We start from the raw sequence: 13,319 nt of genomic DNA on the forward strand, positions 1-13,319 counted from the left end.
GATCAACACCTGCAAATCCCGATGAATTCACTCGCGATCGTTGCGGCGAGCACAAATTATTCAATTCGATCAAGCTAGTCAAGTATCAAGTTGACGATGAATCCGGGTTTTAGCCAATGCAAAAATGTCACCGACGAAGTGTGAACGCGACATTCCAAGGACGGAGATGAATCGAACACCACCCACTCTCATGCAATACATGATAATTTTCACAAGTGACTTTTTCTTAAATCTAAAATAGAAGCCGGACGCGGAAACGAACACGTTTACATGCGTTCGTTTCCGCGTCCGGCTCTTTTGGCAGGGTCAATTCAGAGGAGACGGATTGGTAAGTCGGGATAATCCCACCCGCCTGGAGCGTCCGTCAGCGCGTGGGCGCGGCGACGGGCGGTGCGCTGCCGGAACCAACGGCTCGAGCCGGTTTTCCGCTGCGGAATCGGTTGCAGCCGGAATTGCCCGAGACGCGGAGGTTGAAGGGTTGCAGCTTCTCCTCAATGCAGAGGCCCAAGGAGAGGTTCTCCACCGAGTCCTCGGGTTCGAGTTGCCACCACTTACAATCCTTGCAAAGGCCCCATTCGCCGCTCGACATGATCGGTTCTCCCTATTCGGATTCGACCGAAGCGAATCCTCGACGGGTTCGTGAGCCGGGCGACCTGCGAGAGGCCGCCTTACATGTTTCTTGATGGGATATCCATAGTGCAATTGCCGCGCCAGATGTGCCCTCTGGCTGAGAATGCCCCCTCAAGGCCAGCGGTACAACCGGATGATTCCGTGGGAAGGTTCAGACGCCCCGGCCCGAAAATCTCGGGGCATGGCATTAGCGGCTGCGGGTCATGACTCCGGTCGATCGCCAGGGTGAACGAAGGAGAGGTGATGGGCGCAATGGAGGCAATGGAAACGGGTCCATTCCTCTTTATTCAATGATCCGAGGACTGGGTGGGCGGCGAGCGGGCCGGTCGTCGCGAGGAAGCGTTCGAGGTGCGTGCGGAGCGCCGCGGCCTCGGCCGGGGCATCGGCGCCGGCGGGGGGAACATGCTCGGGAGCGGAGGGGTCGCATTCTCGGGGAAGCGCTGCGAGCGGAAGAAGCGGCGACGGAGGACCGACTCGGATCGCGTGGGCTCGGCGGATCCGGGCGGCCCGTCGAGGCTCAGGCGCACGGCCATCGCCAGGTGATGCAGTATCTGGCCCAGGGTCCAGTTCCCGACGGTCGCGTGCCCCGCCAGGAGGGGATCCACGTCGGGCATGATCTCATCAAGGCTCGCAAATTGGAGCATCCGTCGCTCGCCCAAGGGTCGCCTCCGCTCGTCACGATCGCAAACGGTCATTCCACACTCAGTACGCGTCGTTCGAGATCACCTCGCCGAGATCCTTGGTGATGAGCGATCTCAGCGTGTTGACGTTGATCGTCTCCTTCACGAAGCGGACCGATCCGTCGAGGAGGAGCATGTTGAAACCGCCGGGGAAGTGGCCACCGAGCTGGCTCACGGGCCTGGACGCGATGAAGTTGTTCACATTCTCGGCATCGACTTCCAGTTCGGCGTCGGGCTTGGTCCAGGGCACGGCATCGCGGGCCTCGACGACGGCGACGGTGCCGCTGGTCCCGTCGGTCACCTGCGCGATCGTCGTGCCGGTCCCGGACGAGGGGTCGAAGACGCTGTGCGAGCCGGCGAACGTGCGATAGAAGGTCATGCCGGCCTGGGCCCTGGCCCCGGGCAGTTCATACGTCTTGGGCATCCTCTGCAGGAGCGGCTTGTTGTGGGGGCTATCCCAGGGCTCGTCGAGGTGGAACTGGTTGTAGAGCTCCGCCTGCTCGAGATAGGGGAGGATCGCCACGCGCCAGCTCAGGAGGGGCTTGCCGTCCTTGTCCCGGGTGGCGGACGCCGGGAAGGCCTCTGTGGCGGCGTGGAAGTTGTGGAAGGCCAGGCCGATGCGTTTCAGATTCGTGACCGACTGGGTCCGATAGGTCTCCGCCCTCGAAGCATGCCGGGCCGGCAAGACCACGGCCAGGGCGATCGGCCAGACGGTCGCCGGGTTGAACGCGGGGAAGGCCTCGCGCGAGAGGAACTCAACCCCCTTGTCGTCCACGCTCAGGGCATACCAGGACGGGAAGAGGAAGGGCCGCAGGTCGTCGGGCGAGGGGATCAACCTGGGGTCGACCGAGACGTTCGTCGACCGATCGGGGGTCAACGGCCGGCGCCTGACGGCCACACGTCCTCCCATCATCATCTGAAAAGGTGCGTTGGGTGCGAAGGCCCCGGTGAATCGTCGGAGGTCGACCCATTGCGAGGCCACCGGCAGGTTCGCGACCATTTCCGCCAGGCTCGACGTGCGATCGTCGCGGACCCCGAGCATCGTCAGCGACTTGAGCCGGGCCCCGAAGTCGCGGGCCAGCGGGCTCTCCGCCGGCAATCCAGCAGGCTGCTCCTCGAACTTCAAGGCGGCCTTCGCCACCTCGGGGCTGGCGGCGATCACCAGCGAATTCTTGCCGAACGCGAGGGTCGGCCGCACGCCCGCCGGGAGAGGCACGAGCGACGCGGCCACCGAGGCCACATATCCCTTCACGTCCCCCGCGAGCGGCTCGATCCGGACCTTCGGCCAGTCGCCTTCGGGCGCGTCGGCGGGGAGGCGGAAGGCCTCATTCACGCCCTTGACGACATCCTCAAGGATCCTGGCATACGCCGATGGATCCTTCAGCTCGATCAGCAAGGTCGCCCTGGGGACGCTCGTCACCCCCATCAACAACCCCGAGAACGCATTCGTCGGCGCACCGACTTTCGAGGGCAACACGCCGAACACGAACTTCGGCCCCAAGGGCGCCAGGATCTCTTCCTTGAGCTTGTGGCCAGTGATCTTCCGGACGGCTTCCGAGATCGAGACGATCGGGTTCGCTGCGTTGGGATTGGCGTTGAGGGATTCGACCTGCTCCCCGAGGATGTCCAGCATCTTCGCGGGCGACAGCGAGGCGACCGCGAAGCCGTCGAGGCCTCGAACCAAGGGGGGGAGCCCCTTGAGGTCGAAGCCCGGCTGATCGAAGAGGGCCAGCGCCCCGACCCTGGGCGCGGGGGCGACGATCCTGAACCGGGACATCAGGGCCTCTCCGTCGAACCCCCAGGACGATTCCACGCGCCGGATCGTATCGAGGCCGAGCGACGTCGCCTTGGGCGACCACGTCGGGACGGACGTGACGTCGAAGAAGGACCAGCCGATCGGCACGAACCGGGCCTGGTCGGCTGCCAGGGCCGTCCGCACCGGATGGTCGACGGCGCTCGGCCGCTTGCCGATGAGCGCGTCGATCATGTCGTCAGCCCCCTGGGGGCTGAGGATGCTGAAGACCATGTCCTCGCCCTCGATCCACCAGGCGTGCCCCATGCCGTCCCGGTCGCTGACCTGCATGACCTGGCGCGGTCCCGGCTTCTCGACCTTCTGCGGGACGACGGCATAGGCTCCGTTCGCCGAGTCGATCATGCGTTCCAGGATCGGACGGACCGCGGCCCTGGCGCCATTCCTCGCGACGAAGCCGACGCAGGCGGGCCGCGACGAACCCGCCCTGCCACTGAAGCCGAACGCGAAGCCGTTGCGGAAGGCATGCTCGACGAACGCGAGGACTTCCGCCCCGTTGAGCGACTTGCTCCGCGATGGCCCCGCCAGCCGGTCGATGCTCCGGACGGCCAGGCTCCGCAGCATCGGCCCCGTCGTCGTCTCGTTCAGGATCTTGTAGACCGAGGTCTTCCGCCAGGCGTCCGCATGGGCGTCGAGCCCTTCGAACTCGAGGTAGGCGACGAGGTCGGCCTTGGGGAAATACCGGGCGAGCGAGGCCGAGCCGGGCGCCTTCTTCGGGATGTCATCGCCGAGCGCCGGCAACGCCCCTGCCCAGGTCAGGAGCCAATAAAACGCGACGGCCGAGGCCACTCGAGAACCCGAGGTCGAGACGACTCGTCGCATGGCGCAGACCTTTCGTCGAGTGAGTTCGAAAAACCGCCGCTCCGGGGACGAAGTCCTGGCATCGCCCCGAGTTGGGCATGGGAGGGGCACTGACCCTACCTCTCGAAGCAGGCCTCACCCCGACGACGACACCAGGGCCCGCGACGAAGCGACGGCCATCCCCTCAGCCCTCGGACCCGCCCTGCCAGACCTCAGAACGATGTGGATCCGAATGAGATCGTAGGCGAGTCGTCGAGGGGGTCGCAAGAGAAAAGGCCCCCTCGAATTCCGGGCGGAGGGTCAAGGCGTCGCAGGGGCCTTCCAGCCGGGGAGCGGGTGCGGGGTCGGGTCGCCTTCTTGCAGGAGGTGGCCGGTGTCGGCCGCGAGGTTCTCGTAGAGATCGACGCGACCGGAGGGCCATTTGACCTCGACCTTGTCGACCTTCGTGCTATCCCCCAGGCCGAAGTGGAGGCGAGGATCGCTGGCCGACTGGTAGCTGCCGCCGCCGATCCGCTGGATCAATCGCGGGCGGCCGGCCGAGGTCAGGGTCACGCGGGCGCCGACGGCATCCTTGTTCGACTCGCGGCCGAGGAGGCGGAGGGTGACGTGGTGCCCGGACGTCTGCCCAGGCTGGGGTCGGTTGTGAAAATACGCGACCGGCTCGTTCTGCGAGAGGACGAGGGCATCGACCCGGCCGTCGTTGTCGAGGTCCCCCACGGCGAGGCCCCTGCCCAGCCTCAGGACCTTGAAGGGATCCCCGGCCGCCTGGGTTACGTCCGTCAGGCGCCCCTGCGCGTTCCCGAGCAGGAGCTGGGCGGGCATCGTGTAGGGGAACTGCGGACGACCGTCGTGCACGTGGCCATTGACGGTCATGAGGTCGAGGAAGCCGTCCGCGTTGGCATCGAGAAAGGAGACGCCGAAGCCGAGCAGGAACCGGCTCGGGGCCGCGAGCCCCACGGCCGCGGTGGCGTCGGAGAAGAACCCGCCGCCGAGGTTGCGGAAGAAGGTCGTCGACTCGTTGTAGAAGTTGGTGACGGCGAGGTCCGGCAGCCCATCGCCGTTGAGGTCGCCGGAGGCCACACCCATCCCGGCCTGGAAGCCCCCCCCGGCGTTGGCCGCGACTCCCGAGGCGAGCCCGACCTCCTCGAACCGGAACCCGCCGAGGTTGCGGAAGAGGTAATTCGCCGAGGTGTCATTCGCTACAAACAGTTCAACCCTGCCGTCGTCGTCGAGGTCGGCTGCGAGCACGCCAAGGCCCCGTCCGTCGGGGTCGACGAAGCCCGCCTCCGACGTCACGTCAACGAACTTGCCGCCGTCGTTGCGGAAGACGTGATCGGGGAGCGCGGGGAAGTCGCGAGGGTTGCAGTGGTAGACGGCCGGCGACTTGGGATCGATGCAGGCTCGCGTGTCATTCTCATCCCAGCGCAGGTAGTGGCAGACGTAGAGGTCGAGGTCGCCGTCGTTGTCGAGGTCGGCGAAGGCCGAGGACGTCGGCCAGTCGCGATCCCCGCCGAAGCCGACGGATTCCGTCACATCCTCGAACGTGCCGTCCCCCCGGTTGCGGTAGAGCGAATACGTCCGCCAGCGCGTGACGAAGAGGTCGGGGCGGCCGTCGTTGTCGTAGTCGCCCACGCTGACGCCGTGGCCATAACCCCGGTCTCCCCCGAGTTTGGCCGCGTCGGTGACATCCTCGAAGCTGCCGTCCCCCCGGTTCCGATAGAGGCGATCCCCCACGCCGGCCGGGTCGGGCCGCGGCGGGTAAGTCCCCCCCTGGACGCAGTAGACATCGAGCCAGCCGTCGCCGTCGTAGTCGAGCAGGCCGACGCCCCCCGAGAACGTGACGGGGGGGATCATCAGGCCGCCGGGATCGCCATTGCTGTGGACGAACTTCAGGCCCTTGGCTTCGGCGTCGTCGACGAAGGTGACAGAGGCCGAAGTTGGAGGTGCCGCGGGCGTCGCCTTGGTCGCGGCGACGGCGCTCAAAATCGGCAGCAGATCCGCGAGCACTCCCGGTTCTGGCTTGGGCGGCCTCGGGTGCGAAGAGGGCTGCCCAGAAGCAACGGCCTTCCAGCAGTCGGCTTCGAACTTCCAGCCGAGGGCCGCCGAGATGCGGGCGAGGTCGCCTGCTTTGGATGCCGCCTCGCTGGACGCGAGGATATTCTCATATTTGTATAAATTTCGATCCCGCTCATCCTTGCGGGTGCGGTATCTGACCGCATCCTCGGGATGCCCGGCGAGGACGGATAACTCGGCGAGCCTCGTCAGCGCGGTGGGGAGGCTCGGGTCGAGTTGGATCAACTCTTCGAGCGCCTTGCGTTCGTCATCGAGGTCGCGACGATGGGCGGCGAACCAGGCGCGGAGTTCCAGGGCTCGGGCGCGATCGGCCGGCACATGGGGGAGGCAGGCGAGGGCCACATCGGGGCGGCCGGCGGCCTTGGCCCATTCGAGCCGGGCACTCCAGACGGCCGGATCGTCGGGCCTCCGCTTCAGGCATGCCTCGATCCAGCGCGAGGCCTCATCGAGCCGACCGAGCCGGGTCTCCAGGTGGGCCCGGCCGAGCCAGACCCGATCATCCTCGGGAGCCTGTCTCGCGGCCTTATCCAGATACAGGCGGATCCCCTCGGAGGCGAAGGGCTCGACGTCAAGCCGATGCAACCTACGGAGGAAGGAGACGAGTTCGGGGGCCTCATCCATCCCGTCGAGGTAATGGCGTCGCGCCTCGGCGAAGCGCCCTTCGGAGCGGAGGAGGCGGACGAGGGCGTCGCGTGCGTCGATGAGGCCGACGTTGGTCGCCCCGAGTGCTTGTAGAAGTAATGTTTCGGCGACTTCGAATCGGCCGCGGAGGATCTCGACCTGCGCCTGGCAGGTGGCGGCGGAGGGGAAGTCGGGCGAGGAGGCAGGGATCTGCTCCCAGGCGTACATGGCCGCGGCTAGTCGGCCGCGGTCGGCCTCGGCTAGCCCCAGTTCGAGGAGGACGTCGCTCCGGCCAGAGCGCTCGGCCTCGATGGGGGCCAGCAAGCGAGCGGCGGCAGTCGCGCGGCCGGCCTTCCTGTCGGCACGAGCCTTCTCGATCGCGGCCCGAATCCGCTGGTCCTCGGCCCGGCGTTTCTGCCAGACCACGGCGATCGTCGCGCCGAGGGCCAAGAGCACCGCGACGGTCACCAGCAGGAGTCGCATCCGGCGCGCCCTGGAAACGCGTCGGCCATCTGATGAAATACCCTCGGCCGCCGGGGTCGGCGGCCGAGGGTTCGGGTCGGGCATCGTCATATTAAGACAATCCGCTCAAATCCAACTCAGTACTGGTCGGAGCTGATGACTTCGCCACCGTTGCGGGTGGAGAGGGACTGATAGACGCCCTGCTGGGGGACGTTGTTGTAGGGGGTCGTGCGGCCCGTGTACTGGATCACGAGCGGATTCCACGAGTTGATCGAGTTCTTGATGAACCGGACCGAGCCGTCGCAGAACAGGAAGTTGCAACCGCCGGCGTGGAGGCTGCTGAAGGTGTCGGTGTAGTTGTTGCCATCCGGGAAGTACGCCGGGAGCGCCTGAGCGGCGTTATAGCTCTTGAAGAAGTTCGGCGGGAACAGGGTCGAGGCCGTCGTGTCGCCGATCAGGCCCGAGGTCCACCAGTTGGGACCGAACGGATTCGTCGACTTGGCCACTTCGCCGTAAGCATGGTCGCCGGCGAGGAACGTGTTGCTCGTGCCGTCCGTGATGCCGGCGAGATTCACCGGGGCGATGCTCGTCCCGAGGGGGTGACCAACGTGGTAGACAACGCCCTTGTTCTGGCCAAGCAAGGGGAAGTTCATGTCGCCCTTCGGGTAGTAGAAGAGCGGGCCGAGGTTGGTCGCGTAACTGCTGAACGTCATCGGGATCGGAGCGTTATCCCATCCGTCGCCGCTGGCACCGGGATACCGCAGGCCGACGACGCTGCCGTCGCTGGGGCACCAGAGGATGCTCATGCCGATGCCGTTAACCGTGGCGTTCGGCCCCTGGTAGATCATGACGCTCGTGTTGAGCGCATTGAAGATCGTGCCAGCTTCGTAATACTGGGTGATCGCCATCCAGGGGCCGAAGTTCTGGCGAATCAGGCTGGACGGGTTGGTGACGTCGCGGCCGAAGAAGTCGCCCATCGGCAGGCAGTTGTTGCTGTCCATGTAGTTGTGCATGGCGAGGCCGAGTTGCTTGAGGTTGTTCACGCACTGGGCGCGACGGGCGGCCTCGCGGGCGGCCTGCACGGCCGGCAGCAGCAGGGCGATCAAGACAGCGATGATCGCGATCACCACCAGCAGTTCGATCAACGTGAAGCCACGTCGCAGACGTTGAAGAACGCTCACAGATTTCATCACTCGACGCTCCAAGATAGGGATGGGAAAAGACAGAGCCGATCGATCGATCGAGATTCCGATTGTATGACTCGCATGACCTCGATCTTCACCTCGTCGATCAACCAAAAAAATATTCACGCGTACACTACAACCGCGATCACACGTCGCGATATCAGTTGTCTTTGCTCATGAGACGCTTCTGACGAGGGCTCGGGCCCTCGGCCACGTCCTTCTTCGACACCTTCGGCGGCGGGGCCGGCGTGCTCGGTTTCTCGAAGTTCTGGCGGAAGTCCGCGTTCCCTTCCGTGTCGCCGCTCCCGCAACCGACCGTCAACCCGGCGATCACAAGCAAGCCCGCTCCGAGCATCCAACGCCAGTATGACGGCCCGCTTCGCCTACTCATGGGTGACTCCCTGACGGAATTGTCGGGTTATCAAGAGATCAGATGGTGGTGCGTCAGGCCGATACGGACCATCTCCGTCGAATCCGGACATGTGAAGATTGCCTTCAGATGCGAATTCGTTTACAGAGTGCGATCCGAAGCCCGGACTGAACAAACATCAACGACGGCTGACGATCGGCGGGCGCGCACCCTTCACGACAGCTGACGCACACAACAAGCGTCACATCAAGAAGATGTGAAGAAGCTATTGCCGGTCAACCGCGAGACTGGGTATCGCTCCGCCGGGAACATGGGAGACATCAACTTCGCTGTCACCCGAGGAAACCAGCCAGCAGCGCTGATCCCCTTGCTTCAATCAAAATTTGTTGATGATTACCGCAAAGAACACGGAACGAGTTCGTGAAGCCCTCGTTCCCAAATGTCGAGTGGTTAAGCGATGCCGGGATACAGAGAAACCGGAAGAGCATCGCGCCAACGTGACATTTTGAGATCTGTAAGACTACCGGCGTCGCCGGCCCATTGCAAGGATTTTCTGGATGCGAATTAAATATCCAACAAATCAATCGGCATCCCGAAATCCTGGAACATCCGACGGCGACATTGGCTCCGCAGGGCCACCGACATCGGCCTCCCTCGGAACTCGCGAATCGAGCACCCTCTCTGATGGCTTCGCGCAACACCGCGCTTCTACCACATTAGTTTACCCGATGGCCTCTTAACAGTGTAATTATCCGGTCAAGTGTCAAAAAAACGACATCCCCATATTCGCCCCTTTCAACGCCGCTTCTATGAGGCCGGAGGCGGTTCGGATGGCCCTTGCAAACGCCCGTCCGTGTCATTAGCCTTGCGGATCTCGAGATATCCTTGGCACGACGGTTGTTCACGTTACGGAAAACAACCCTTGCGGCCTGTCAAGGATTCTGGGGATGGGAGACGACCTATCGACCCATTCCATCTTTCCGTTAACTTCACATACGAACCTCTTGAACCATGGCAATCGGGATGGGGTAGGCCGGGCCTTCCGCTCGTCCTGCTCGCGCGGGGGTCATCGAAGTCGATGCACCTTGCGCTTCCAGTTCCGGGAGATCATCCAATCATGTGCCCTCAGTGTCGTGAGTGTTATCGCTCGGCCTTCCGCAACACACCGGCAGGAATTGCCGACGCCATGTCCTAGGGAGATCGGCCGATGGGGCTCCGAGATCAATAGGAGTGGGCGGTTCGAGCCCCTTTCCTTACTTATGGGAGACGCGCCGGACCTGCTCCCACCCAGGCTCTTACGCAAATGAGCCGTAGCAAGTGACACTCGCTCGTCGGACGATCGGCGTGTTGCGATCTCCTGTTGCCGGCGACCGATGACCCCGAAGATATTAGTCCGGATCGCCGGCGACCGCGCCGGGATCTCGAAGCGTCGGACGACAAGCGTGCGCCTTGTCGACGCCGCGTCGATGAAGCGAGTTTATGATGGTTGGCTTCACGCCCGGCCGACACAGCGTCGGCCACTCGGCCACGATGTCTTCGGCGTCGACGGGACGAACTTGGGCAGATTCCGCCGCCGGCCGCCGGATTCGCCCCCGCCCTCGGATCGAACCACGAACCACGAAAGAGCCAGGGTCCCGGAATTAGGGACGACACATAACCTTGGAGTTGGGATCCACCCCGCCCACCCGCTCCGACCGACGAACGCTCGGAAACTTTCGATGGCAAGGGGACGGAGAGAAAGAACCCGATGAGCACAGGCGACGCCCTCGCAACGACCCCGGCTCCGGCGCCCGGCCGGATCGCGTCGATGGACCAGTTCCGCGGCTACACGGTCATGGGCATGATCGTGGTGAACTTCGTCGGCGGGCTCGCCGCCGTCCACGATGTGCTGAAGCATCACAACGTCTATTTCAGCTATGCCGACACGATCATGCCCAGCTTCCTGATGGCGGCCGGGTTCTCCTACCGGCTGACCCTGATGCGCAGGCTGGAGCAGGTCGGGCCGTGGAAGGCTTACGGCCGGGTCGCCTGGCGAGGCTTGGCCCTGGTCCTGATCTCGCTCATGATGTACGGCTTCGGCGACAAGTTCTCGACCTGGAAGGACGTTAACCCCGACTCCGTCCGCAAATTCATCATCGGCCTCATCAAGGCCGACCTCTGGGAAGTCCTCGCCATCATCGGGGTGACGCAGATCCTGCTCATGCCCTTCATCGCCCTCGGCACGCGAGGGCGGGCGATCACGCTGCTCGCCTTCCTGGCCGTGCACCTCGGGATCTCGGACTGGTTCAACTTCAACTTCGTGCATGGGAAGCCGAACTTCCTCGACGAGTTCCTGGGCACCAACGGGAAGACGAGCTGGGACGGGGGGACCTTCGGCCTGATCGCCTGGGGGGCCATCATGCTGGGGGGCACCCTCGTCTACGACCTCGTCTCGAGCCGGCCGGCGGCGCAGTCGGGGGGCAAGCTCCTGGGCTGGGGGACCGGCCTGATGATCCTGGCCTACGCCCTCTCCTGCCTGACGACCCTCTATGACGTCGAGCCGACCCCCGAAGCCGAGGCCGGTTCCAAGAAGAAGGTCGAGGCCGTGGCCGCCTCGCCGATCCGGCCTCCGCTCGCCAAGATCTTCAAACGCTCCTGGAAGACCCTCCTGGCCGAACCGCCGTTCGTCCCCCCCCCTCCCCCGACGCTCCGCCAGCACAATTACTGGATGATGAACAAGCGGGTGGTCTCGATGCCGTTCACCCTCTTCGCCCTCGGATTCTCCACGGCGCTCTACTCACTGTTCATCTTCGCCTGCGACGTGGGGTCGGTCCGCGTGGGCGCCTTCCGCACGTTCGGCCAGAACCCCTTGGCGACGTACATCGTCCACCATTCTGTCGAGGTCTCGCTCCTGAGCCTCGTGCCCAAGGACTCGCCCCTCTGGTGGTGCTGCGTGGGGATCGCCACCTTCATGGCGATCAACTACCTCTTCATCCGATCGCTCGAGAAGAACAAGATCTTCCTGAGGCTCTGACCTCATCGCGCGATCGCTCGCTCGCGTGAACTTCTCGCGAGGGCCCCGCACCTTGTATGATCTCTGGCATCACGATCATGGGTAGCGGGGCTGTTGTCATGGCGATCGGCTCGTATTTCTCCGGGTTCCTGCTCATCTGCGCCAGCAATCTGGTGTCGATCCTGGGCCTGCTTGTGGTGCGTCGGGCCCTGCGGGAGAAGGACTTGATCTCCAGCCACGACGTCGGCGGCTACTTGCTGTCGGTGGTCGGGACCATGTACGCGGTGACGGTGGGCCTGGTCGTCGTCGACTCGATGAACCAGTTCGAGGAGGCCCGGCTGATGACCGAGCAGGAGTCGAACTGCCTGGCCGACATGATCCTGCTCTCATACCAGCTGCCGGTGCAGGACCGCCAGAAGATCCAGGACCTCACCCTGAAGTACATCGACGAAGTCATCAAGGATGAGTGGCCGGCCATGAATGCCGGGCGGCATTCGCTCAAGGCGCGTCGGGCGGCGATCTCACTGATCGGGGAGGTGAGCGGATTCGCCCCCAAGTCCGAGAAGGACATCGTCATCTACGACGCGCTTGTCGACCTGACCTGCCGCTTCTGGGATAGCCGGAGGACCCGCACCCTCGCCGCGATGCAGGGGGTCCCGACCCTCGAGTGGTTCGTCCTCATCTCCGGCGGGATCATCACGGTGGTCTTCACCTACTTCTTCAAGCTCAAGCATCTCCGGGTCCAGGCCTTCATGACCGCGCTGGTGTCCACGACCATCGCCATCAATCTCTACCTGGTCCTGATGTTCGGCTATCCCTACTCGGGACAGAACAGGATCGACTACACAAGCTTCGAGGTCATCAAGACGATCATCGAGCACCACACCGAGACGATGGACGCCTTGAGATGAGATGAGACCCGGCGACCTCGCGACGACCCCTCCATCCCGCTCCGAAAGGGCGATCCTCCATGTGCCGAATCGTACGCCGGAGCCCGGCCGTCTGGGCGTGGATCCTGCTCGCCGCGGCGGCCTCCTGCAAGGAACCGACCCCCGGCCAGATCCCCGGGAACGGGCCGAGGTCCGGTGTCTCCGAGGCCGAGCCGCTCGACCCCGCGAAGATCGCCGCGGGGCAGACCCTGTACGTGCCGGCCTACTCCCACGTCCTCACGGCCAACGACGCCCGCCCCTTCAACCTCGCCCTGACGCTGAGCATCCGGAACACCGACCGGACCCACCCGATCCTGCTCACGGGCATCAACTATTTCGACCGCGACGGCAAGCAAGTCCGCCAGTACCTCAAGAAGCCCCAGCGCCTGGCGCCCATGGCGTCGGCCGAGATCTTCGTCAAGGAGAAGGACACCAGCGCCGGCTCCTCCGCCTCGTTCCTGGTCGACTGGGTCGCCGAGCGGAAGGTGAGCGACCCGATCTCGGAAGTCGTCATGATCGGCACGGCCAGCACCCAGGGCATCTCGTTCACCTGCACCGGCCGCGTCATCGCCGACCGCTCCCGCCCCTGACGACAGCCCCGGCCTCGGCGCCTTCATGCCATCCCGCATGGGACGCCGAGGAGACATGCGCACATTTCTGTACTCACTAACATGCTTGTCGGCTGATTGCCCGCATCGCCCGATATATCGCCGATTCCCCGAGAAAACGGGCGAAACGCACCGGCCGCCCCGGCCCGCCTGGGCCTC

The 13,319-nt window shown here is 64.4% G+C and carries 8 protein-coding genes and 1 pseudogene; 3 read left to right on the forward strand and 6 right to left on the reverse strand.

Going from position 1 to position 13,319, the window contains the following annotated elements; translation table 11 throughout:
• Positions 1-364: 364 nt before the first annotated feature.
• The 6 genes and pseudogenes from ACOYYX_RS21565 to ACOYYX_RS21590 all read right to left on the reverse strand — a co-directional run bounded on the left by ACOYYX_RS21565 (position 365) and on the right by ACOYYX_RS21590 (position 8,652).
• Positions 365-589 carry a hypothetical protein gene (locus ACOYYX_RS21565; RefSeq protein ID WP_422923575.1) on the reverse strand — a complete coding sequence of 75 codons (225 nt, stop codon included), beginning with the start codon at positions 587-589 and terminating at the stop codon, positions 365-367.
• 242 nt (positions 590-831) lie between these two features.
• A pseudogene (locus tag ACOYYX_RS21570) lies at positions 832-1,325 on the reverse strand (DUF1569 domain-containing protein).
• Positions 1,326-1,332: 7 nt separating this feature from the next.
• Entirely contained in the window at positions 1,333-3,942 is a 2,610-nt protein-coding gene (locus ACOYYX_RS21575; RefSeq protein WP_422923577.1) for a DUF1559 domain-containing protein, read from the reverse strand.
• 279 nt (positions 3,943-4,221) lie between these two features.
• Entirely contained in the window at positions 4,222-7,098 is a 2,877-nt protein-coding gene (locus tag ACOYYX_RS21580) for an FG-GAP-like repeat-containing protein (RefSeq protein ID WP_422923579.1), read from the reverse strand.
• A 116-nt stretch (positions 7,099-7,214) separates the two neighbouring features.
• Entirely contained in the window at positions 7,215-8,267 is a 1,053-nt protein-coding gene (locus tag ACOYYX_RS21585) for a DUF1559 domain-containing protein (RefSeq protein ID WP_422923581.1), read from the reverse strand.
• Between the two features lie 154 nt (positions 8,268-8,421).
• On the reverse strand, positions 8,422-8,652 hold the full coding sequence (locus ACOYYX_RS21590; protein WP_422923583.1) for a hypothetical protein: 231 nt from the start codon (positions 8,650-8,652) through the stop codon (positions 8,422-8,424).
• A 1,726-nt stretch (positions 8,653-10,378) separates the two neighbouring features.
• Between ACOYYX_RS21590 and ACOYYX_RS21595 the strand changes: the two genes are divergently transcribed.
• From ACOYYX_RS21595 to ACOYYX_RS21605, 3 genes are all read left to right on the forward strand, one after another.
• On the forward strand, positions 10,379-11,644 hold the full coding sequence (locus ACOYYX_RS21595; RefSeq protein ID WP_422923584.1) for a heparan-alpha-glucosaminide N-acetyltransferase domain-containing protein: 1,266 nt from the start codon (positions 10,379-10,381) through the stop codon (positions 11,642-11,644).
• Positions 11,645-11,742: 98 nt separating this feature from the next.
• Positions 11,743-12,534 carry a hypothetical protein gene (locus ACOYYX_RS21600; RefSeq protein WP_422923586.1) on the forward strand — a complete coding sequence of 264 codons (792 nt, stop codon included), beginning with the start codon at positions 11,743-11,745 and terminating at the stop codon, positions 12,532-12,534.
• Positions 12,535-12,593: 59 nt separating this feature from the next.
• On the forward strand, positions 12,594-13,142 hold the full coding sequence (locus tag ACOYYX_RS21605) for a DUF3124 domain-containing protein (protein ID WP_422923588.1): 549 nt from the start codon (positions 12,594-12,596) through the stop codon (positions 13,140-13,142).
• Positions 13,143-13,319 lie beyond the last annotated feature (177 nt).

Origin of the sequence: Singulisphaera chitinilytica (assembly GCF_049331405.1) — a bacterium.
In the GTDB taxonomy this organism is placed as follows: Bacteria; Planctomycetota; Planctomycetia; order Isosphaerales; family Isosphaeraceae; genus PoT.